This is a genomic window from Streptomyces sp. NPDC002306 (assembly GCF_053593435.1).
Genome location: NZ_JBSFCK010000002.1, coordinates 187,622 through 208,985, shown reverse-complemented (window position 1 = coordinate 208,985; position 21,364 = coordinate 187,622). Strand labels below are relative to the sequence as shown.

General features: G+C 64.3%; 20 protein-coding genes. 13 read left to right on the top strand and 7 right to left on the bottom strand.

The genetic code is table 11. The annotated features are described in order from the left end of the window. Positions 1-559 precede the first annotated feature (559 nt). Positions 560-1,003: an MrcB family domain-containing protein gene (locus tag ACWCQK_RS05330; protein ID WP_451152123.1), complete on the top strand. Its 444-nt coding sequence runs from the start codon at positions 560-562 to the stop codon at positions 1,001-1,003. A gap of 308 nt (positions 1,004-1,311) precedes the next feature. Then, positions 1,312-2,745: a PIN domain-containing protein gene (locus tag ACWCQK_RS05325; RefSeq protein ID WP_451152121.1), complete on the top strand. Its 1,434-nt coding sequence runs from the start codon at positions 1,312-1,314 to the stop codon at positions 2,743-2,745. A 38-nt stretch (positions 2,746-2,783) separates the two neighbouring features. On the opposite strand, the gene ACWCQK_RS05320 is transcribed toward ACWCQK_RS05325, so the two are convergent. From ACWCQK_RS05320 to ACWCQK_RS05310, 3 genes are all read right to left on the bottom strand, one after another. Then, positions 2,784-3,146 carry a hypothetical protein gene (locus ACWCQK_RS05320; protein WP_451152119.1) on the bottom strand — a complete coding sequence of 121 codons (363 nt, stop codon included), beginning with the start codon at positions 3,144-3,146 and terminating at the stop codon, positions 2,784-2,786. Positions 3,147-3,294: 148 nt separating this feature from the next. Further along, on the bottom strand, positions 3,295-4,371 hold the full coding sequence (locus ACWCQK_RS05315; RefSeq protein ID WP_451152117.1) for an MrcB family domain-containing protein: 1,077 nt from the start codon (positions 4,369-4,371) through the stop codon (positions 3,295-3,297). A 211-nt stretch (positions 4,372-4,582) separates the two neighbouring features. Beyond that, positions 4,583-5,863: a DNA sulfur modification protein DndB gene (locus ACWCQK_RS05310; protein ID WP_451152115.1), complete on the bottom strand. Its 1,281-nt coding sequence runs from the start codon at positions 5,861-5,863 to the stop codon at positions 4,583-4,585. 295 nt (positions 5,864-6,158) lie between these two features. Between ACWCQK_RS05310 and ACWCQK_RS05305 the strand changes: the two genes are divergently transcribed. After that, positions 6,159-6,284, top strand: a complete 126-nt coding sequence (locus tag ACWCQK_RS05305) for a hypothetical protein (RefSeq protein WP_451152113.1) — start codon at positions 6,159-6,161, stop codon at positions 6,282-6,284. A 686-nt stretch (positions 6,285-6,970) separates the two neighbouring features. On the opposite strand, the gene ACWCQK_RS05300 is transcribed toward ACWCQK_RS05305, so the two are convergent. Both ACWCQK_RS05300 and ACWCQK_RS05295 read right to left on the bottom strand, forming a co-directional pair. Beyond that, on the bottom strand, positions 6,971-7,543 hold the full coding sequence (locus ACWCQK_RS05300; RefSeq protein ID WP_451152111.1) for a pentapeptide repeat-containing protein: 573 nt from the start codon (positions 7,541-7,543) through the stop codon (positions 6,971-6,973). Positions 7,544-8,220: 677 nt separating this feature from the next. Then, the gene (locus tag ACWCQK_RS05295; protein WP_451152109.1) at positions 8,221-11,136 is read right to left on the bottom strand and encodes an NACHT domain-containing protein; all 2,916 of its coding nucleotides are present in this window, start codon (positions 11,134-11,136) and stop codon (positions 8,221-8,223) included. Between the two features lie 185 nt (positions 11,137-11,321). Between ACWCQK_RS05295 and ACWCQK_RS05290 the strand changes: the two genes are divergently transcribed. After that, positions 11,322-11,783: a GntR family transcriptional regulator gene (locus ACWCQK_RS05290; RefSeq protein ID WP_451152107.1), complete on the top strand. Its 462-nt coding sequence runs from the start codon at positions 11,322-11,324 to the stop codon at positions 11,781-11,783. 1 nt (position 11,784) lies between these two features. Further along, on the top strand, positions 11,785-12,351 hold the full coding sequence (locus ACWCQK_RS05285) for an HD domain-containing protein (protein WP_451152105.1): 567 nt from the start codon (positions 11,785-11,787) through the stop codon (positions 12,349-12,351). Here ACWCQK_RS05285 and ACWCQK_RS05280 read toward each other — a convergent pair. Together ACWCQK_RS05280 and ACWCQK_RS05275 are read right to left on the bottom strand one after the other, a co-directional pair. Next, positions 12,339-12,812, bottom strand: coding sequence for an NUDIX hydrolase (locus tag ACWCQK_RS05280; RefSeq protein WP_451152103.1), 474 nt, complete (start codon positions 12,810-12,812; stop codon positions 12,339-12,341). The genes ACWCQK_RS05285 and ACWCQK_RS05280 overlap by 13 nt on opposite strands. Positions 12,813-12,814: 2 nt before the next feature. Continuing rightward, positions 12,815-13,582, bottom strand: a complete 768-nt coding sequence (locus ACWCQK_RS05275; protein WP_451152101.1) for a helix-turn-helix domain-containing protein — start codon at positions 13,580-13,582, stop codon at positions 12,815-12,817. A 625-nt stretch (positions 13,583-14,207) separates the two neighbouring features. Here ACWCQK_RS05275 and ACWCQK_RS05270 point away from each other — a divergent pair. The 8 genes from ACWCQK_RS05270 (at position 14,208) to ACWCQK_RS05235 (ending at position 21,357) form a co-directional block, all read left to right on the top strand. Further along, entirely contained in the window at positions 14,208-14,357 is a 150-nt protein-coding gene (locus ACWCQK_RS05270) for a hypothetical protein (RefSeq protein ID WP_451152099.1), read from the top strand. Positions 14,358-14,444: 87 nt separating this feature from the next. Continuing rightward, on the top strand, positions 14,445-14,756 hold the full coding sequence (locus ACWCQK_RS05265) for a hypothetical protein (protein WP_451152097.1): 312 nt from the start codon (positions 14,445-14,447) through the stop codon (positions 14,754-14,756). Then, complete coding sequence (locus ACWCQK_RS05260; protein WP_451152095.1) at positions 14,753-15,064, top strand: hypothetical protein; 312 nt, start codon at positions 14,753-14,755, stop codon at positions 15,062-15,064. Before ACWCQK_RS05265 ends, ACWCQK_RS05260 begins: the two co-directional genes overlap by 4 nt. Further along, positions 15,061-15,951 carry a DUF2637 domain-containing protein gene (locus ACWCQK_RS05255; RefSeq protein ID WP_451152093.1) on the top strand — a complete coding sequence of 297 codons (891 nt, stop codon included), beginning with the start codon at positions 15,061-15,063 and terminating at the stop codon, positions 15,949-15,951. The genes ACWCQK_RS05260 and ACWCQK_RS05255 overlap by 4 nt, the downstream gene beginning before the upstream one ends. A 15-nt stretch (positions 15,952-15,966) precedes the next feature. Further along, positions 15,967-17,052: a phosphoadenosine phosphosulfate reductase domain-containing protein gene (locus ACWCQK_RS05250; protein WP_451152091.1), complete on the top strand. Its 1,086-nt coding sequence runs from the start codon at positions 15,967-15,969 to the stop codon at positions 17,050-17,052. Between the two features lie 77 nt (positions 17,053-17,129). Then, positions 17,130-18,683, top strand: coding sequence for a hypothetical protein (locus ACWCQK_RS05245; protein ID WP_451152089.1), 1,554 nt, complete (start codon positions 17,130-17,132; stop codon positions 18,681-18,683). 1 nt (position 18,684) lies between these two features. Next, complete coding sequence (locus ACWCQK_RS05240; RefSeq protein ID WP_451152087.1) at positions 18,685-20,808, top strand: hypothetical protein; 2,124 nt, start codon at positions 18,685-18,687, stop codon at positions 20,806-20,808. Positions 20,809-21,042: 234 nt separating this feature from the next. Beyond that, positions 21,043-21,357, top strand: a complete 315-nt coding sequence (locus tag ACWCQK_RS05235; protein WP_451152085.1) for a hypothetical protein — start codon at positions 21,043-21,045, stop codon at positions 21,355-21,357. Positions 21,358-21,364: the final 7 nt, after the last annotated feature.

Here is a 21,364-nt window from a genome sequence, read left to right as displayed (position 1 = left end):
TTGACAGGCTGATGACTGCCGCCCACCCCTGCCGTCGAGCCGTTCGCTCGAACTTCGCGGCTCTCTCTTGCGCAGCTTTGGCGACAGCTTCGTGCTCGGACGCGGTTGCGTGATGACGGCAGCCACCGACTACCTCCTGCGGTAGTCGGCAAGGCGTCCCCCTCTTCGTGTGGCGGCCGCAGCGTGGCGCGCTGATGCGGGCTCCTGAGCGACCTCTTCGGTTGGGCATGTCGAGATTTTGAACCATGAACCATCCATGGGGCAGCCCCTATCGCAGAAACGCTTGCAGGTGACCCGCATCTAGGACTGAAGTCATCGTGATTGCGACGTCACCATGGGGGCAAGCGTCGCAACCGCAGGAAGTGAATGGCCGCGAGACGACCAACTCGAGAGGAGCCGTATGGAGCACGGCAAAGCTTGATCGGTACATCCTGTCTGTGGGCGACCATGGCCAAGTCCCCCACGGTGAAGGGCGCATGCGCTGTTGTCAGTAGTCGCACGTAGCATCCGCATCACGGAGCTTGGCGACTTCCTCTACCAGGTCGGTACCACCTTTGGGATGGGCTCCGACGCCAGCACAAGCAGCGATGCTGCGCGCCTACTGCGCGCAGCACCGGACAGGATCGGGCACCTGGTGCCGGCCGGTTATCTCGTCGAGGGCAGCCCCGGACGGGGCAACGCGGCACTCTGCCCGTGGGTGTCGTTCTTCGACCCCGATGAGACCACCACCGCCACGCGCGGCATGTACCTCGTCTACCTTCTTGCCGAGGACCGAAAGACCTTCGCGCTCAGCCTCAATCAGGGCGTTACCGAGATCACCAAGGCCCTCGGGGCACCGGAAGCACGTCAACGGCTCGCCGCACAGGCGGAAGCCATCCGAGAGGCCCTCCCCGCCGAAGCGAAAGCGGGCTTGGACACCACAATCAATCTCGGCGGCAAGTCTGGATTGCCCCGCTCCTACGAGGCCGGCAACCTCCTGGGAGCCCCTCTGCCGGGGGCGTAGAGCGCTGGCAGTATCCGAGCGCGCTCCGTGGACGAGGCGTGGACGACTTGAGGGTGGTTCGATGTAGCCACCTGTAACTGCGCAGATCAGTGCCGCTCTCGGAGCGTCTCCTTGCAGGGCCTGTAAAGCTACTGGTCGGCTGCAGCCCGCGTGATAGTTCGTGGCAGGCGGGGGCCAGCCCAGCGGAAACGCCCATGACCGCACCCGTCGTCCGAGACCAGATCGCGCATACGGCACCGAAAACTCCCGGGCTTCCGCCTCGCAGCTCTGCGACCATGAGCACGTATTTTCTGGGGGAGGGAAGGGTCATGGTCACGGCACAGGGCATGTTCGACGGATTCGAGGCCTACCGCACACCCGCCGATCTCGACTACCGCTCGGTACTGCAGCACGGCCTCGTTGTCCTAGACACCAACGTTTTGCTCGACCTCTACCGCATGAATGGGCGCGTCCGCGAGGACATGCTGACCGTCCTCAAGACGATCTCCGAACGCCTGTGGACCCCCCACCAAGTGCTGGTTGAGTTCTGGCGTAACCGGCAGAGTGAAGAGCTCATCACCTACCACGACAAAAAGGCTGCCACCGCGGCAGAGGTCTTGAAGAGTTCCATTCATCGGTCGCGCAGCGCTCTAGATGAGTGGGCTAGGAATGTCCACATAGGCGACAACACCGACATTGTTTCGCCGATGTACGAGAAGCTCGATCGCGCCGAGAAGCTCTACCAGGAAATCGAAGCGAGGTTGGAGCGCCAGGCCAGCAAAGATAGGGTCCCCGGGATCCGCAACACACACACCGACCCCGTGATCACTGTCCTGGAACAACTACTCCACCAGCGTGTCGGAGCTCCCTACTCCCCGCAGCGGCACGCCCAGGAGGTACAGCGGGCCAAGGAGAGAGCTGACCAGCAAATTCCACCTGGCTACAAGGACTTTGAGGGCGGAAAGAAGGAGGACGAGGAGGCGGCCGGAGACTATCTGGTCTGGCGTCAGCTCATAGACGCGGCCCAGAGTGACAAGAAGGACGTTCTCTTCGTCACTCGGGACATGAAGGAGGACTGGTGGCGGAAAGCTTCTGCCAAGGCCGTTAGGCTTCCGCGTATCGAGCTGGTGAATGAGCTACGTGATCTCACTGGTCTGCGACTCTTCATGGTCGAGCCCAGCACTTTGATGCAGCAGGTCAGCAGGGTCTTCAAGCTCGAACAGCAAGTCGACCGGAACTCGGTCGACGCCTTGCGACACCTGGAGGCAGTCGAAGCCGACGCCGACGAGCTACGCCATGCCGCAACCCGCTCGCGCTACCGCCTGGCCAAGGTCCCCGGCGGCCGAAGCAATGACTACGTCGAGACGCTGTGGCTCATGGCCCAGCTGGTTGAGGAGAACCCTCAGCTGAAGACGTGCCTTGAGAAGTTCATGGGGTTCTTTACGAGTGTCACTCTCGAACCCGAGGCACGCAAAAGACTCATGAACCTGGTCTCCCTCGGACTGTCCGTCGTCCAGGGAGGGCAGATCCTTCTCACCGCTTATGGTCGAAAGTTCGTCGACAACCGCGACGCGCAGCTGCTGCGCCGGCTGTTCATGGAGCGCATCCTGGGAGCCCAGGAGGTCCGCCAGATGCTTGACGAAGGAGCCTCAGTGGCTGAGATAAAGAACCTGCTGGACGAGCAGTCCGACCTGGACCTGAGCGCTACCCAGAGCGAGCTTCTTCTACGGTGGATGGGAAAGCTTGACCTCCTTTCCACCTAACGTGGCACGACAGGCGCCTGGAGCCGTACGTTCCCTCATCAGGTGTCGGGAGAAAATACGCACATCTGATGGCACATTGCCCACGAGCATGCAGCAGGAGGGCTTTCGCGGAAGCATGTCCGCTGCTCTGACTCCTGAGGCTGGAGGGAGACAGAGGGCACGGCACCTGCGGGTGGCTCGGCAATGAACCAGGCTACGAAGAGGAAGAATGCCAGTGGGAACGCGGAGAACGCCGCGATGACCCAGCGTCCGGAATCGTCGCTGTGTATCACCACTCCAACCAGGGGGCTGCCGATGGCGGCGAGCACCCACAGCACATTGCGCGTGACTTCCCGACTCGTCAGTTTGTCGAGGAGTAGGAACCAACCCGCTGCCCACGGGAACCACAGCAGCTCCAGCACTCGACCTCCCCCTATCCGAGTGTGCTCACAATCTAGGCCAAGGCCAGCTTGATCACCGCAGAAGGGCAGTAAGAGATCCAGGTTCCGATCAATGGGATCCCAAGGTCCCTGCTTCCGGTCAGTGTGGGCAGCTTTACTGGCGGTCTTGTCAGGCAAGGCCTGCGGTGAGGGCGGATGGTGATCCGGCCCAGCCTTCGGCTGTGCGCCACACCGCCGCGATGCCGTGATGTTCTAGAAGTCGAGTGAAGCCGTCGCCGATTGGCTCGGAGAACAAAGCCATCTTGCGAGGCTGTGCGTCCTCTGGGTAGAGGAAGAAGGCGTAGGTGGCGAGCTGCCCGATGGCCTCGCGTACAGCTCCCGTGGCGTTGCCTCGACGGATGAACTTGGCTTCAGCAAGCCAGTGAATTCCGTCCTTGATGATGACCAGGTCTCGGGGGTGCCTGTTCGTACCAGCCTCGATTCCCTGGGCAAGAAGGAACCTGCCGTACTGATCGACGAGGGTTTCGTGACTTCGGCTCTTACGTAGCCGCCGTGCGGTAACTACCTGCTCGTACTCCGCGTCGCTCTTGGGTGCGAAGTGCAGCAGTACCTCCTTCGACTGTGCGGGAGGCTGCTCGACGACTGTGACGATGGTGTCTCGGGTTGTCTGCCGTACTTCCTCACGAACCGCCAGTGCGTCTTGGTAGAGCGCGATCATGCGACTGAGATCGGTGCGCAGCGTCTGCTCGTCGGGCAATGAGGCGATTTCGTATGTGATGGCCAGAATGTTGCCGGCCTCATAGGAGCGGGGCAGCCCAGACTGACCGCCGAGATCGATAGTGGCATCCAAGCCCGCCCTGACGTCGAGGGGAAGGGCTTCCCTGATGGCCCCAGCCTGTGCGGTCAGCCGTTGGCGTGCTTCTCGGGTCCCTAGAGCTTTGGTGATCTCGGTGACGCCTTGGTTGAGGCTGAGCGCGAAAGTCTTGCGGCCCTCGGCAAGGAGGTACACGAGGTACATCCCGCGCGTAGCGGTGGTGGTCTCATCGGGGTCGAAGAACGACACCCATGGGCAGACTGCCGCGTTGCCGCGTCCGGGGCTGCCCTCGACGGTATAGCCGGCCGGGACCAAGTGCCCGATCCTGTCCGGTGCGGCGCGAAGTAGGCGCGCGGCGTCGCTGCTTGTACTGGCGTCAGAGCCCACCCCGAAGGTGGTACCGACCTGGTAGAGGAAGTCGCCAAGCTCCATACCTCGGATGCTACGGGCAACCACTGACAACAGCCCATTCTCCGTACACGACAGCCGAGTTGGCGACCACGCTCTCGCCCTAACCGGCCTATCAGACCGACACACCGGGCCTTTTTGATCTACCAAACGTCCAGGGCTGACGGCATCGATCACGTATGATCCGTCAGCCCTGGGACTATCTCTCCGCCCTGACATAGGGGAGTTGGGTCGTTCAGTCGAACAGCGGATCTGGAAGCGTGAACGTCGCCTCGTCGGCGCCGCGCGCCTTCGCAACCCGCTCGCTCAGCTGCTCGATGTGGTGGGCGGGCAGCTTGTCACCGATGACCAGGTAGGTGATCAGGTCGGCGGCGAGGTTGTAGTTCTCCTTCTTCGTCAGCATGTTGTGGGCGGAGTTGATCAGCACGTCACGCCACAGGGGATCCGTGATCTTCCAGCTGACCTGGTAGGTACGCTCCACAGCGCCCTGAAGGTTCAGGCTGGAGTCGCCCTTAAGGATCTGAGAGAGCGCCTGGAAGAGCACGATGTGGGCTGCCGGCTTGAACAGCAGCCCGTAATCGGCATCCTTGGCACGCAGCTCAGGGAGGACCTTGGTGTTGTCCCGGCCGTACTTCAGCTTCGGCATGCCATCCAGAACAGTGGTCCACCAACCCTCAACATGCTCGTAGCCCTGATCCAGAGTGTCTTCCGGGGGGCGGACGTGAGTCTTCTTCTCGTTGAGTTCGTCGGCCATGCTGTAGTGCTCGGCAATGAGTCGGACGGTCTCGTAGATGGCGCTCACGGTGGTGAGCTGGGTGCTGCGTTCCGCGATGGTGGTGTTCTTGTGGTTGACCAGTGACTCGCCCTTGTGGTTCTTCCCGGCCAGAGGGCCACCGTCATCCGCCAGGCGCCGAGTCAGGATGGCGAAGCCGTCGTCTTCGCTGGTGAGGATGTTGTCTCCGCGACTGGTGTTCTTGGCGTAGCGGTTGACCTTGTTGAAGATCTTCCTGGTGTGCTGCGTGCTGATGCGCGGGACGATGATGACGGTCACCTCGTCGTCCCCGACGTCCTTGGCGTATTCGCCCTCAACGGTGCGGGCGATGACCACCTCGCGTAGAGCGGCGAAACGGTGCTGGCCGTCAAGGAGGATGCGCTCACCGCTGTCGATGGTCAGGAAGCCGAAGGAGTCCTTGCCCATAGCGGCCCGGTACGCCTTCGGTAGGTTCTTAGCCACCTCGCTGAACGACTCGAACTCGGGCTCCTCCTCGGCGTCCAAAAGCAGGATGAGGGCGCCGAAGAACCGGTCGGGAGAGTTAGCCAGGTACGGGGCAATCTCGGTGCGCACCCGAGCGTCGTTGAGCTCCCGCTGCAGCCGCTCGGTCAAGCCAGTGGTGGCCCATTCCTCCTGCTCGCTCGCGGGCCGGGCGACCTGAACAAGGTCGCTCACCTTCATGGTCGTCACGTAGTACGGAGTCGATCCCATCCTGGCCCGGATCGCCGTGTGCAAAGTCGCCATACCAAACCCCCTGCTAGTTTGCCGCTTCGTCTAGATGTTTGCACAAACAGTCTGCAATCTACGTCGAGTTGTTTGCAAAAACACCTTCGGCAGTGTACTGATGTTACGTCAGCGCGGGTGTGTGTCAAGTGATTTGGGACGTGATCCGGGTGGCGTGCGTACGTTTCCCAGGTGACGTACGGCATGGAGTAATGTGCGTGATCGCAGCCTTCGACCCGCACTCGAACTCACTGTGCGCAAAAGGGCGTTCAGTGTGCCGCCCTGGCAGTCAGGGCTGAAGGATGGGAGGCGCGAAGTGGCAAGTTTCGACGGTGACAAGCCCCGTCGGCGATGGACCGGGCCCGAAAAGGCCCAGGTCACCATCGGCGTGATTGGGCTGATCCTGGCGCTTGCCGCCATCGTGGTGCAGTACGCCTCTTAGGCAACTAGGAAGCGTCCACACGCGAGTTCGCCCGGCGCGACGGGCCGCTAATGCAGCGAGCCCGGTCTACAGGAAGGCGACCGGGCTCGTGTTACTGCGAGGAGGGTCCGGCTCTGGCAGGAGCTGGGCCCTCCGTCATGTACAACAACGAAACTGTACACCACATCAATAGCCGCAACTGAGGTACAATCCGCGCCACTTCTCCCGTCAAGGCAGGTGCCGCTACCCAGTCATCGCCAGCTACCACAAGTTTGGTGCACGCATGGCCGATGCGGGAATCCCGCACCGCAGCTTGCCACGCCACCGTGGAGAAACTCTGGAGATGATCTTGCGATAGCGGCTCCCGGACGCTGTCAGAGACCAACCCACCCCGACCTCCCGACCTGCATCCTTGGCGCAAGCCCCAGGTCGTCAATCTTCCAGGCCCAATTCGGGAATAAGGTCAGGGCAAGGTTCGCACGTGACATCGCAGGCGTTTGTGGAGCTCAGGGCTTTGCTGTGCCTCGGTCTCACTGGGTCCTTGGGAGGAGCTAGGGGGAGATCTTCTCCCAGCTTTCTCCCAGCGCCTTCGTAGCCGGGAGGCCACATGTTGCTCACGCGGCGCTGGCTAGGTGTGCCGTCTCGTGAGGCCAGAGCCAAGGCGTGCGGATGCGTTGCGGCTGTTGTGGACCAGAGCGGAGTCACCCTCAGTGCACGGGAACAGGCGGTACTTCCAATGCGGCCCCGCTGTTGCCGGACCCCTCCACACGCCACTTGCCACCTCCGATTGGAACGGAGCGCGCCCGCATCTGCAAGGCCAGCGCACCAGACCAACGTGTTCGTTCTGACCAAGTCACACGCATGAGGTTGGCGCCGCTCAGCTCGGCGCCGCTTAGATTGGTGTCGCTCAGGTCGGCGCCGCTCAGTTCGGCGTCAATTATGTGCGCGCCGTGCAGGTTCGCGCTGACCAGGTGCGCGTCGCGCAGGTCCGCGATAGTCAGGTCCGCGCCGGCCAGGTCCGCGCTACGCAGGTTCGCGCCGGCCAGGTTCGCGTCGTACAGGTTCGCGCCTGCGAGGTTCGCGCCGTGCAGGTTCGCGCCTGCGAGGTTCGCGCCGTGCAGGTTCGCGCCGCGAAGGTCCGCGCCATGCTGGTTCTGCGACCACGCTGCTTGCTGGGCACCGGCTGCAATCAGGACGCGGCGCCACCACTGGGAAGCGCGGATGCGCAGCCACGGCCGGAGGGGGCGGGCGGCCAGTACAAGGCGGTAGGTAGGGGGCACGATGCGTCTTCACGGATCTCTCCCGAGCTGGGTGCGGGGAGGGACTTGCGTGGCGCGGGCTTGGGGACTGATACAGGGGCAGTACGAGGTGCGACTTCGACACCAGAGAGTAGGCCGCGGATGGTGGCAGGGGCGCCGATGCCGAAGAGAAGGGCTGGCCAGGGGCCGCTGATCTGATCGTGTGCGGGAGCCGCCACCATGGCTCCCAGGAGGGCCCCTGCAGTCATGACGAACAGGCGCGGCCCCAGCTCCCCGGCCCCGCGTCTGTTTCTCTTGCTCCAGGGCCAGGAGTACCCAGACGACACTACGGCCGTCATGAAAGACAGCATCGAAGCCGCCCCTCCGCCGCCCTGGCCCCAGCGAGCCGCTTGCCACCAGTGCATAGAAGGACGGTAGCGACTCAACTCGGCCATACGGGAGGAAAGTCGAAGAATGGAGCACAGGCTGCCCAGCGATCTCGACTGTGGCATCAACCTCATGCGAGCACAACTTGGGCGTCAGGACCTCTGTGTGACCACCTCCCGCCGTCCTCATGAAGGCCGCTACTACGTTCGCCGCCGTACTCACCCTCACGGCAGCCATGACCAGTGCACTCGCTCAGGTCTTCATCTGAGTTTTACAGGTCCAACGGATCCCCACGCAGAGGCGAGCACCGGTCAAGCTTGAGAGCGGCGTCATTAGAAAATCTCACTCTCGCCCGAGTAAGAGGCACGATGATTCAGAAAGTGAATAAAGTCACCGAAGCTTGACGACGAAGCGAGCCTCGAGAAATCGACGGGCGCCCTTTCCTGGAATGCTTGCAAAATCTGCCTGATTTGATACCTGACCATCCAGAGTTCAACAGGGACGGCATTCGCCACGGAGATCAAACGCTCAACCACACCAGGAGTCGTTAGGTAGCCATTTCGCCTCTTCCCTCGGATGTTATAGTTAATCGCAATTTCCCAACCTTCGGGAGTTTTTAGAAATCCAAGCGAATCCAAGGAGAATAGCCCTCGACAGCGCTCGGCGATATCGTCCTTGCCCAACGAGTCGACATAAGGTTGCACTACCTCCCAGAAGGACTTTGAGTTGGTTTTTATCGAACCATTATTCATTCCGGTGACCAGAGTGGAGGGCCAAAGGATCCTTGATCCTAGCTGCAAGGCTAGATCCTCTCTTCTTCGCCTTGCCTGCTCCACGAGTTTGCGAACTTGATATGCGAGAGAGCCCGTGGCATCCTCCCATTGAGGGCCCAGCGTAGAGAGCGTATTAACTGCCACGTGGCCACCTGCAGCTACGTTTTTGGCAACAAGGCGTTCAATGGTTTGGCGTGACGGTCCGTCTACCTGGCTTACATTCCATAGAGCGTTGCAGAGGTCATACGTCTCGAACTCATCCAATGGATCTTCAAGAATCTCTAGAGCTTGCTTGGTCATATTCCTAAGGAAGCGTGGAGCCTTGATTGCGACGTCATCCGAAATGAGAGCCACCGCTAGCGATGATCCCGGCTTGAGGAAGAAACTCAGTTCATCTGCTACTTGAATATCATCAAGTAGATTAACCAGCCTGTCTCGAACCGCAGGGCGCTCATTGAAAATGTATCCTGCTGCCAGAAGCCACGTATTGCGCCAGTGTGCGGAGCCGGCAATCGCAGATAGAAATGCACAGGTCTCCGTTAGATCTTCCGTGACAATTGCTCGTGCGGCCATGAACTCTTGCAGACTTCGGACATCAAACCCAACACTTTCCTGCTTGCGCGGCACAAGCAGAATTAGCCGGCGCATAGCGGTGTCCACAATTCGCTCAGCTAGCGCGGCGGCTTCGGCATAGCTAAACCCTTCATCGTGCAAATAGACTTCGACGATTCGAGAAATATCGACACGGTGAAGCGCCGCATCCGAGTCGCCATCGTGCTCAGATTTGGCTTGCAAGAAAAGGCCGACGCGCTCGTGAAGGTAATTAATCGCTGCGCGGTGTTCGTCAATCAGACGGGCAAAGTCACCTGGCTTACTGGCCTCACGATTGTAGATCGTTTGATAGTAGTCGAGGAAAAGTCGGTAGCGCTGCTGCGGTACGCGCTCACGGCGTTCAAGCAAGATGGCCATGATTGTGACCTGCAGAGGAGTGCTCATGAGACGGGAAGTCAGAGGCTCCTCTGCCGCGTCTGCTAGCCGCTGTAGAACACGTTCGGCAGTGTCTGGGTCACCTCGGTGGCGCATGCGGGTGAGCTGAGTTGCATAGGTAATGGCCTCCCGCTTTGCGAGAGGCTCGATCCTCATGTGCACGTACTTGCGAGGTGAAAACTCTTCACGATAACCTTGCGGCCGCGATGTTGCGATAACCAGCAAGTCGGCGTCGACAGAGGCAGCTTCCAAGAGAAAGTCATTCACTCTCTCCATCACTACTTCCCGAGCGTGAGTCGACGCCACTTCATCCAAGCCGTCCAGAACCACAAGCCAGGGCCAAGCTCGCAACCAAGCGCGCAGTTGGTTGGGAGAAACATCTGGAGTGCGGCGACTCACCTCGGATGAAACGTATCGCAGTATGCTGGGAATCTCACCGTTGGAAACACTGTCTGCATACTCGCTAAGGTTAATGCGGATCGGCCATCGCCTTGAAGCGGGCAACCCCAAACCCATCCGCGCCATCTCGTCGTTAAAAGCGGTTACGATATCTGCAGTCTCTACATCGATTCGACCAATAGCATCTTTAAGTAGGGCAACTCGATACGCCTGACAAACAATTTGACCTGCCGTTGATTTTCCTTGCCCTGGCCCTCCGATCACAGCGATGTGCGCCGGGGATCCAGTCTTGCGACTTGGCCGCAGTACGGTGTCGCCATGGCTCAGTATGTGGCGAATCATGGCAACGGTCTCTTGGGTTCCTTCCTGCGATGTATAAGTGGCGACAGGATCAATGGCGAGTTCAGCAAGCGGAAGGCGCAGGTTGTCTGCTTCTCCCGCTTGCCCCAACCTCACCCATTGGTCGGTAGCCAACTCTTTGCTGCTGTGGCTGGCGAGGAGCTCTCCAAGTTCAGAGGCCGTACCTTCGATGATTTCCCGCAGCCGAAAAAGTACGTCACCCGTCGTGGTCAGCCCGCTGTAAGTCTGTCGAATCCCAGGATATAGATCCAGGTAGCGGCAAACCTGATCGTAGTGCCAAACTCGAACTTCCCTAATTGGTAGATCCAGTTCGACCACTAGTTCTTTCGCGGTTCGTTCGAATAGGTCGATTCCGCCGGATTCCGGATCTGCCGACAGTACAACATTCGTCGAGAAAAGTAGGTAGCTAGGCAGCCCTGTTCTAGATCGCTTCGATTTAGGATTCGCCCATTGCCGCAACTCTGCCCGTAGCTGCCCGAGAAGCCAAGCTGTATCTCTTGAAGTATCCCGCGGCCGTTGCAAGAACTTGGCTTGGAGAACACCGTACCCATCCCACGGATCGTGCGGACTAGGGTGAGGAAAGTTGAGTTTTCCTCGAAAATCCGCCTCGCGACCGCCATCGGGTCCATCACCGAAAGCCTGCACGCCCGGTCCCAAAACCTGTATCGCCAAGGCTTGGCTCAGATGCTCGAACTCTCGGCTGCCGAGACGTGTCAAGTCATAGTCCACTGTGCCATCTTGCCTGTGGGGAGCGTTGGGTGTGACCGGTTTGCTCGGAAGAGCAGGGGTTCACCGCTCGCGGTGAACCCCTGTCCTACGTCAGAGGCTCTGTACCTGCCTCCTTCTGTCTCCGCAGCATGTGCCCAGCATGCGACTCTTGAGACTGACACCGTGCGAGCAGAAGGGCGGATCGAGTGTCACAGCAGTCCAGCCCCCGGGGAACCTTTCTGAAGATCGCGCATGCAGTGAAGGCCCGGATCGAGGCGGACCCAGGCATGTCCGAGCTCCCGTCTGCGGCTGACCTCATGCGTGACTACATGGTCTCGCGCGGTGTCGCGCTCCGTGCCTTTGGCGTGCTGCAACAGGAAGGCGTCGCCGAACCAGTGCCAGGCGGACGGTGGCGTGTCGTGCGGGCAGGCGGGCGAGTCGACCGCCGCCCGCTGGAGCAGCAGATCGCGGACATCATCACGACTGATGGGTTGGAAGCTGGGGAAGCGTTCCTCAGTGCTTCTGTATTGGCTGAGCGGTTCGGGGTCTCGCGGCCAACGGTGAGCAAGGCTTTGGACAAGTTGGAGGTCGCTGGCGTGCTGGCCAGCAGAGGGCAGGGCAAGGTGCGGACCGTACGCGCCGTGCCGATTCGAGAGGAGCGGTCATAGCTTGGCGGACCTGACGGAGTGGGCGTATCCCCTGGCCGAGTCGTTGCTCGCCAAGCCGCTGCCACGGCGCTGGAAGCACTGCCTTGGGGTCGCCGAGCGGGCGCGCACCATCGCGCTCATCCTTGGCCAAGACGCAGATCTGCTGGAGGCCGCTGCGGTCCTGCACGACATCGGGTACGCACCAGACCTGGCCAAGACGGGCTTTCACCCGCTGGACGGTGGGCGCTACCTCCGAGACGTGGCAAGCGCTGACGCGCAGATCATCAACCTGGTCGCCCACCACTCCTGCGCCTGGATGGAGGCGGAAGCGCGCGGTATGCGTCAGGAGTTGGAGATCGAGTTCCCGCGCGCGAGTGAGCACCTGAACGACGCGCTCTGCTACTGCGACATGAACACGACGCCGGACGGTGCTCCCACGAATCCAATCGACAGGATCAATGAGATCGCCGGACGGTACGGGCCTGACAGCCTGATCGGAACGTTCATTCGCCGCGCCGAACCCGAGATCCACGCGTCCACGGCCCGCGTCCTCGAACGCGTCGCCGCCTCGAAGCGTCAGCCGATGTAGGGAGCCGTGCGCGTCCGGTCCATGGCGTGGTCGATACGGAGTCGCATCGTGGGGTGCACGTCCAGCGTCATCAGGTCCGCCGGGTCGACCCAGCGGACCTGGGTCGTCTCGGCGCTCGTGTGGAGTTCGCCGCCGACCGGGCGTGCGCGAAAGCAGATGCTGAACTGTTGGCGGACTTCACCGTCGTCGTACTGCATCACGTGTCCGGGGTCCGTGTAGAGCCCGGACACGTCGACGACTTCCGCCTTGATCCCGGTCTCTTCCCAGACTTCACGCACGACAGTGTCACTGATCGACTCTCCCAGGTCGTGGCCCCCACCGGGCAGAGCCCAACGCCCGTTATCGGATCGCTGGATCATCAGCACCCGCCCCCCGCCGTTCTGCACGAACGCGACGACCGACGGAACCACCGAGTTAGCCGGCGGAGCGTCGGGGTCGTGGAGGTAGTCGATCCGTCCCATGGTTAGGCTCCCGTGATGCTCTCGACATCCCGCGCTGTGATCTTGCGGGCGTGTTCCCACGTGCGGTCGATGCTATTCGCGTACGACTCGAACAGGCCGCCGCCGGGCATGCGCCGCAGATGCAGGACGGGTGCCAGGTAGGCGCCGCTGCCGTAGATATGGGTGTTGACCAGCATCTCGTCATCAGACCGGTAGATGGAGTTGTACAGAGGCGCGTCGTGCAGCCGAAAATCGATGTCCGGGTGGGTTACGAAGAGCGGGCCGTAGTGGACTAGGGCGTTACGGATCTTGCCATCCATGATTCGGTGCCCCTCGTCGATCCCACGGCGCCGAACCGCCTCGCAGTCGGGATCACCGAGCAGGATCCGCACCTGGGTATCCGCTTGCGCCTTCTCCCTCAGCAACCCATGAAATAGAGGATCTTCCGACAGGAAGAGGCCAGCATAGACAAGCACGTCCAGTTGCTTCTCCGCCCTGCCGTAGATCTCTCGCCAGAGCCCGGAAGGCACGGTGTGCCGATGGGGGTAAACCTCGATGATCTCGGCTTTGGTCAGGGTCTTTTCGCTGTCTATCGTGCGGTCGTCATCCCACAGCGTCGTCACGTCGACCTTGAGTGCCACGGCCGTCGCGTACTGATGACGCTGGTACGGCACCTTGCCCTGCGTGATCCAGCGCTCAACCGTCTTCGGGTTGACGCCGATCACGTTGGCCAGGTCTTGGACAGTCATTCCACGGGCCAACAGAGCTGAGCGTAAAAGTTCGTTGGGCATCTGTACCCCCCGGCAGGGACATCTAGGGACTTCTCACGGTAGCCAGAGCTCCCGAACTTTTCCAGGTGTGGGGTGACCAACTCCCCTGACCTGCAGCGATTCTGAATGTGCGCCAAGAAATCCCGGCGGAAAACCAAGAGGTTCGGACGACATACTTGACTGACCCTGTTGCAGTACCTGTAAAACAGGTACTGCAACACGGAGCGCGACAGCCGGCTGAAGGCGGCCCTGTGTCGCTGCGCAGCAGGATCCCGCCGGACCCGCTTACACGCGGTTCGAGCGGTAGGGGAGACGTAGAAGTCCGTCGTCTTCACGGATCGATCGGTGCCATCGGCTAAGCCGCTGGTCTGATCCTCGGGCGTAGACCCAGGTATCGGATCAGCAGGGATCCCGGTGGTTGGGCCGCACCCAGTCCATGGCATCCAGGGCGCATCCACTCAGCGAGTGACGACTGAGTGGCGCGGTGACCGCGCGCCGGCCAAGCGGAAGGGAGCGAGGCGCAGACGGAGCCGCGAGACGACAGTGACGGGCTTTCCCGTCACTCGTCATGCGGGCAGGGCGCTGGTTGTTGATCGGTGCCCTGCCCGCTTGATGAGACACCCACGACCACGTCAGGAGTCCGTACATGTTCGGCAAGAAGTTGCAGCAGTCGACCGACCTGACCAGCCCCAAGGCTGTGAAGAAGTCCCAACGTGTCTACGACCGCATCGCGTCCGGCAAGTGCAGGGATGTCGCTGCGGAGCTGGACGCCACCCACGGTCGCAAGTCGAAGTAGCTCTGCCCCATACATCTGATACGGCGCGCCCCCGGAGCGGCAACTCCGGGGGCGCTTTGGGCCGTACCGATCTAGGAGACACGACCCATGAGGTGCATCGTTGCTGGTCATGAGGCCGTTACGGCGGCCGAGTTTGCTGAGCTGGCGTTCGGTATCGATCGGGAGCTGTTCGCCGGCCCGCTGGTGAACGAGTCCGAGGAGGAGCGGGCGGCGCGGTTGGACGTGGCGCGCGAGGTTCTCGCGGAGTTGCGGGTCACGGATCCACGGGCCGCTGCTTACGCGGCGACGCTGCTGCGGACCAGCCCGCTCACGTTGCAGCCGGCCGTGCGCCGCGCTCGCCGGAGTTCCGGTCGTCGCCGCGTCGCGGGCTGCACGGCCGCCTCGGGGGTGGCCGCGTGAGTGCCGAGTCTTTGGCCGCGCAGGCGGCCGCCATCACGTGCCTGGCTGGTCTCGCCGTCAGGCGCCCGCACCTTCCGGCCGCGTACATCGTGCTCAGCGACCACGCGCCGCGGGAGCTGATTGTTCAGCTGGACAGTCCGGTCGCGGTGGAGCTCTGGCGGGAGGCGCTGTGCGTCGACCCGGGCCGGATGCGCGTCAATCTGATCGGTGACCAGTTGTCGCTGGGGTTCGACGCGAGTGCCTACGGGCTCGACTTCCGTGTCTACGCCGTCTTCGAGTCGGCCGTAGTGGAAGCGGGCGCGTCATGAGCGCCCCGGCTCGCGTCGACGTCGAGGTGACGCCCGTCGAAGGCGTGTCGACGCCCGTCACGGTGGACAACGCCATCACTGGGATCGCAGCGGTGCTCACGGTGGTGCTGACCGCGGTGGCGTTCTGGTTGTCCTACGAGCACTTGCAGGAAGTCGCCGCGCAGCACGGTATGGCGAGCGCGGTGGCCCGGTCGTGGGCATGGCCCGCCACGGTGGACCTGTTCATCGTGATCGGGGAACTGTTGATCCTGCGTGCCTCCCTTGCCCACAAGGTCGACTGGTGGGCAATCCTCCTGGTCACCGCTGGCGACGGTGCGTCCATCGCGTTGAACGTGGCCGGGGTCGGCAACAACGCCAACGCCCTCGACTACGTCGTTGCCGCGGTGCCTCCGGTGGCTGCGCTGTTGGCGTTCGGGGCGCTCATGCGGCAGGTTCACGCCTACCTTGCCCGCCGCGCATCGACGGGCGTCATCACCCCGCCACCAGGTATCGACGCCCCGTCGACGCCCGTCACCCTGACCGTCGATCGCCCGCCCGCCACACCGGCCGCAGCCCCGGCCATCGAGCCGCCTGTGGTGCCGGAGCGGGTGGCGCTGCCGGTCGGCGTCGAGCGTACTTCGACGCCCGTCACCGCTGAGCCGGTCGTCGTGGAGGCGCGGTCGACGGCCGTCGATCTGTGCATGCCAGTCGTCTATCCGAACCGCGTGGATCAGTTGGTGCGGGCCCTGTACGGGACGGATTTCACGCAGCCGAGTACCGCTCGGATGACGCAGGCGATGGCCGCTGTGGGGTTGGGGGCGTCGGAGTCGACGGCCCGCACCGCACGCGGCCGGGTCAAGGCCCGTGAGCCGCACCTGGCCGACTTCCCCGCCGCGATCGCCGGCTGACCGGGAGGTGACGCTATGACCTCACGCAGCAAGCGTCGGCAGCCGGCCGGGGACATGTTCCCCGGCATGGCCGACCGCATCACGGGCCGGCCACCGAAAGCCGAGTCCGAACCCGAAGCGCTGACCTTGGATGAGGCGATTGTGCGTTCGTTCGCGATCCTTGACCGCGTCCTTGCCGCGTTTCCGGTGGTTGCCACGGTCGGGTTGTTCTCCGGCGGCAACGACTCCGTCATCGTCAACCACCTCCTCCGCCACCGGGTCGACGCGATCGCCCACGTCAACACCGGCACCGGCATCGCGGAGACCACCCAGCACGTCCGCGACGTCACCGCCGCATGGCACCTGCCCCTGCACGAACTGCACCCCAAGCACTCCTACCGGGATCTCGTCCTCGGCAACGTGCTCTCCACCCGGGGCAAGAACATCGGCCGGCAAGTCTGGAAGGGCTTCCCCGGCCCCGCCGGGCACTCCGTGATGTACCGGCGGCTGAAGGACGAGCCGTTACAGCGCCTGCGGGGGCAGATCATCGGCCGGCACGGCCGCTCCCGGAACGTTGTCTACCTGAGCGGCATGCGCTGGGCCGAGACCGACCGCCGGTTCCGCAACGCCGAAGAAGTCGACCGTCAGGGCTCCCTGATCTGGGTGTCACCGATCGTGCACTGGACCGACGCCCACATGCGCGAATACCGGGCCCGATATCGCTGCACCCTCCCGCACCAGCACACCGAACACCTGCTGTGCACGCCGGGCGCGCTGCCACTCAACGAGGTGACCGTTCACCTGCACATGTCCGGCGAGTGCCTGTGTGGGGCGTTCGCCAAGCCCGGAGAGCTCGATGAGATCGAGTTCTTCTACCCCGACGCCGCCAAGCCCCTGCGTGAACTGCAAGCCGAAGCGCAGGCCGCGGGTCTGACCGCCTGTGTGTGGGGCGTGCGCCCGCCCGGCAAACGCCAAGGCCGCCGGTCGGCTGGTCGGTTGTGTGCGAAGTGCGACGGCATCGAGGGACAGACCGACTTGCTTGCGGAATGGCAGGAGTCCGGGCTCATCACCCCGGAACAGTTCGCCATCTTCACTCGCCCCGATGAACAGCGCGCTGCATAAGCCCTGTTGGCAGGCCCGGCCACCCACCTTCCACAGCAACTGGCCGGGCCCTACTCCGTTGAAGGAGTGCTCTCAGCATGACGGAACTCAGCACCGAGCCGGTAGTAGCCCCGGCTCCGCCCACGGCACCGCCCCCGCCCTCCGACACCAAGCCCGCCACGGGCAAGGACGTGACGGAAATCGAGCACACTCCGGGCGGGTGGCCGATCGTGCCGCTGGCCCTGTCCGGGGCGAACAGCACGGTCGGCGCGGTCGCCGCCGCGTCCCTCGCCGGCGGCCCGATCGCCGCGGCCGTCGCCGCCACCGGCATGGTCGTCCTCGGGACGGTCGCCGCCACCCGCTCCCGCAAGACAAACCCGCGCCGCGAGGCCCGCCGGTCCGCAGCCCGCGCCGCCGGCCGCCAGTCGGCAGCACGGGCCGCAGCACTGCGAAGTGCCGGAACCGGCATTTGCGGGAGTTCCGGGAGCCGTTCGGCCGGCTCGCGGTCTGGTGGTTCGGGTGGCCGGTCGGGCAAGGTGCCTGGCCAGCACCGCCGCACCACCGGCAGCCATGGCAGCGCCGGTACTGGCACGAAGACCCCCGGCAAGACCGGCCACGGTCTGTCCAAGCACGCGGCGGGTCGGGTCGGGCAGGTCAAGGCTCTGCGGGCTGCACAGAAGGATGCGGCTGGCTCGCGCGCCGGGCAGCGGACACAGACCACCAACGCCCGGCGCGCGGTCGCCGACGCACGCCGCAACGCCAAAGCCACCGCCAAGAACCGATTGGGCAAGGACCTGGGCCTGGCCGGGCGCCTGATGGGCGGTGCGGTCCGCAAGGCACGCGCCGCACGCGATGCCGCGATCGCCAAGCAGCGCACCAAGCGGGACGCCAGGACCGGAGCGACGGTCGACGCGCACCGCGGGAACGTCCGCAAGGCGCCCGCACGCAAAGCGGCCCGGCAGGCTTTGCGCAGGTCCGCGGCCCGGTTCCAGGGCCGCCGGCTGCTGGCGGCGCTGCTGGCGCTGCCGGTCGGGCTGCTGGGTGTGGTGTCCACGTGGCTGGGCCGCAAGTTCGGCATCCCTGCCCTGATCCATCCCGGCCGGCGTCTGTACCGGCGGATCGTCGCTGCGGCGCGCGAGCAGCGCGCGGAGCGCGACGACGACACCCGCCAGACCCTGCGCGAGCAGGAAGCAGCCGCGGACGCGGAGGCCGCCAAGGACGGCACCGAGGGCATCGCCGACGACGTGCAGCGGCCCGCAACCACGGTTCCCACCAGCACGAACATCCCTGTCAGTGAAGGAGAGAACGTGTCCGGTTTCCAGTTCGAGGAGGCCGCTTCCGAGATGGAGCAGGCCGCCCAGTCCTACGACCCCGAGGACGCCATGGAGATCCTCGCCATGGTCGAGGGACTCCCCGCCGCGCTCACGTCGGTGGCGAACGTGATGAAGATCCTCGCGGAGCGCTCCGACGGCGAGTTTCCGCTGGAGAAGGAAGTCGCGGACGGATTCAGCGACATCTTCGGCGCCCTCATGAGCGCGGTCGCGGTCGCGGAGGACATGGGCCCGCTGTTCCGGCAGGTCCACGCACAGGACATCGCCCGCCACGAGGACCCCCGCAACGGACCCGAGGCCGAGAAGGGTTGGAACGTCTGACATGAGCGCCACCGCCACCGCCAGAAGCAAGCAGAAGCAGCAGGGCAGTGGTCCGGTGCTGGACTGGAGTGCCGGTCACGGACCCGTGACCGGCGCCCTGTCCGCCACCACCGGAGCCTTCGCCCTCGCCACCACCGGCGCCGCCACTCACATGCCGCCCGGCTGGGCACTCGCCGTGGGCGCTGCCGGCGCCCTCGGTCACACGGTCGTGGGTCTGCGGGTTCGCAACGCCGGCCGCACCCTCGCCACCCGTGCCGCGTCCTGGCTCGTCGGAGCCGGCTGGACCACGTGGGCCATGACGACCGGCCCGCTCACCTGGTCCGCCCTCGGGTCGCTGGCCACCATCGGTGTCGGCATCGGCGCCGCCGCACGCTCCGCGGCCCTGTATGAGGAGGCGCGGGAAGAGGAGGCACTCGCGGTTGAACAGCGGCAGATCGCCGCGGAGTTGTCCGCGGAGCGCCGGGCGATCGCCGCGGAATGGGTCGACCGCATCCAGCGCGTGTGCTCGATCACGGTGCGCGTGGTCGGTGTCGAGATGTGGCACACCGGTACCGGGTTCTCCATCGACGCCGAACTCCCGCCCGGCGGCGCCACCTGGAGCAGGATCGCCGGCGAGTCGCCGCGGCTGTCCGCGGACGCACGCCTGCCGCACGGCTGCACCGCCACCGCGTCCCCCGGCATCCACCAGGGCCGCGTCATCATCGACGTGACCACGGTCAACGTCCTGGAGCAGGAGCGCACCTACCCCGCCGACTACGGGCCGCTGTCCGTGCACACGGGCATCCCGTGGGGGTATCGCACCAACGCACAGGAGATCCTCGCCTACCTGCGCGAGCAGTGCGCCCTGATCGTCGGTCCGACCGGATCGGGCAAGACGAACATGGTGCACGCGATCCTCGCCGGGTTCGCCCGCGCCGAGGACGTCCTGACGTGGGTGATCGACCTGAACGCCGGATCAGCCGGCCTCCCCTGGGTGCTGCCCGCGCTGAACGGCCAGATCATCCGCGAGAACGGCAAGCCCGTGCGGCCCGGTATCGACTGGCTCGCCGGGACGTTCGAGGAAGCCATGACCATGCTCGATGCGGCCGTGCGCGTGGCCAAGCACCGCAAGATGGGCTACCAGGACGTCCTGTCCAAAGCCAACACCGATCTGCTGCCGGTCAGCGCGAAGATTCCGCAGATCATGCTGGTCATCGATGAGGGCGCGGAGATCCTGGCCAGCCCCGACCGGCAGATCCGCAAGCTCGGGGAAAAGATCCTCGAAGTCATCCGGATCGCCCGCGCCATGGGCGTGCGCACCGTCCTCACCGCCCTCGGGGCGACCGGCAGCGTGCTCAGCAACCTCATGATCCGCCGCGAGGCAAAGGTCCGCGTCGCCCTGACGGGTGGTGAGACCGAGGGCATGGACCTGTCGAAGATGTTCCCCGGCACCCGCGGTCTGCGCGTGGACCAGGCCCCGCACAAGGGCGCCGGGTTCATGGGCACTCCGGAGTCGCCTGCCGCGTTGTTCAAAGCGTGGCGGATCCTCCCGGACCAAATCCGGGACATCATCGCCGCCACCTCCGACCGGCACCCGACGCTCGATGCGGTGTCCGCGAAGGCTGCCGGGCCCGCCTACGCCCGGCGCTGGGACGCCGACCGCACCGCATGGATGCGCGACCGGGCCGAGACCGGCGATACGGACGACGCGTCGCCGTACGCTCCGGGACCCTTGCGCCTGTCCACGCTGAACGACCCGCGAGCGCAACAGGCCCCGGCCGAGGACGAAATGCTGCGCCGCTTCCGTGAGGAGATCGACGCACAGTTCGCCACCGCACCCGAGCCCCGCAGCCCCGAGCAGGGCGACGGACCGGACTGGCCGGCCGGGCTGAACCTGTCCGCGCTCCGCGGCGAGCAGGAGCAGGACAGTCCTGCGCAGCGGGCCGCGCTCGCCGCACTGCTCGCCGCCGGCCCCGAGGGCACCGGAGCCTCCGCGATCGCCCGCGCGCTCACCGACGCGTACGGAACGACTCGGCAGACGGTCGTCGGGTGGCTGAAAACGTGGATGCAGGACGGCACCGCGGTCCGGGTCGGGGAGGGCACCAAAGCCCGCTACATCCACCGCTCCCACGCATCCGACACCTGACCCCTTGTCGCTTGTCGCGTCCGCCCCACCACAGCCCGGATTCCGAGCTCTGGAGGCCCGGAAACGGGTTGTGACCTGGGAGGCGACAAGCGACAAGACAAGCGACAAGACAAGCAAGGCGACAAGCCGCACGACAAGAGAGACGACAAGCCACGCGACAAGCAAAACCACCCCGCCGCACGGGCCCGCGCCACCTTCGGCGCGGGCCCGCGGCCTACCCCGAGAGGGCCCGTAATGAGCCAGCCCACCCCACCCGGCCAGATAGCCCCGCACATCCCCGCCGACGCCTGGAACCGCGCACACGCGACCGGACAGCCGGTCGTGATCGTCACCCCGGCAGCCGTGAACGAGAACGCGATCACGCTGCGCCGGATCGTCGTCCCGTTCGCGATCGCCGGCGCGATCGTCGCCGGAACCTGGGGACTGGTCGCCGCGATGTGCTTCCTGCTCGACGCAGCCGCCCACACCTTCACCGTCATCGCCGGCGCCGCCGGACCCGTCGGCGTCGGCGGAATCACCCTCAAGCTCTTCGGCACCAAGGACCGCTAGCTACGCC

Bases quoted from the DNA above. Each gene is read 5' to 3' on its own strand.
- ACWCQK_RS05330 (WP_451152123.1), top strand. From the start codon at position 560: ATGGGCTCCGACGCCAGCACAAGCAGCGATGCTGCGCGCCTACTGCGC.
- ACWCQK_RS05325 (WP_451152121.1), top strand. From the start codon at position 1,312: ATGGTCACGGCACAGGGCATGTTCGACGGATTCGAGGCCTACCGCACA.
- ACWCQK_RS05315 (WP_451152117.1), bottom strand. From the start codon at position 4,371: ATGGAGCTTGGCGACTTCCTCTACCAGGTCGGTACCACCTTCGGGGTG.
- ACWCQK_RS05310 (WP_451152115.1), bottom strand. From the start codon at position 5,863: ATGGCGACTTTGCACACGGCGATCCGGGCCAGGATGGGATCGACTCCG.
- ACWCQK_RS05280 (WP_451152103.1), bottom strand. From the start codon at position 12,812: ATGGGACGGATCGACTACCTCCACGACCCCGACGCTCCGCCGGCTAAC.
- ACWCQK_RS05275 (WP_451152101.1), bottom strand. From the start codon at position 13,582: ATGCCCAACGAACTTTTACGCTCAGCTCTGTTGGCCCGTGGAATGACT.
- ACWCQK_RS05270 (WP_451152099.1), top strand. From the start codon at position 14,208: ATGTTCGGCAAGAAGTTGCAGCAGTCGACCGACCTGACCAGCCCCAAG.
- ACWCQK_RS05265 (WP_451152097.1), top strand. From the start codon at position 14,445: ATGAGGTGCATCGTTGCTGGTCATGAGGCCGTTACGGCGGCCGAGTTT.
- ACWCQK_RS05255 (WP_451152093.1), top strand. From the start codon at position 15,061: ATGAGCGCCCCGGCTCGCGTCGACGTCGAGGTGACGCCCGTCGAAGGC.
- ACWCQK_RS05250 (WP_451152091.1), top strand. From the start codon at position 15,967: ATGACCTCACGCAGCAAGCGTCGGCAGCCGGCCGGGGACATGTTCCCC.
- ACWCQK_RS05245 (WP_451152089.1), top strand. From the start codon at position 17,130: ATGACGGAACTCAGCACCGAGCCGGTAGTAGCCCCGGCTCCGCCCACG.
- ACWCQK_RS05240 (WP_451152087.1), top strand. From the start codon at position 18,685: ATGAGCGCCACCGCCACCGCCAGAAGCAAGCAGAAGCAGCAGGGCAGT.
- ACWCQK_RS05235 (WP_451152085.1), top strand. From the start codon at position 21,043: ATGAGCCAGCCCACCCCACCCGGCCAGATAGCCCCGCACATCCCCGCC.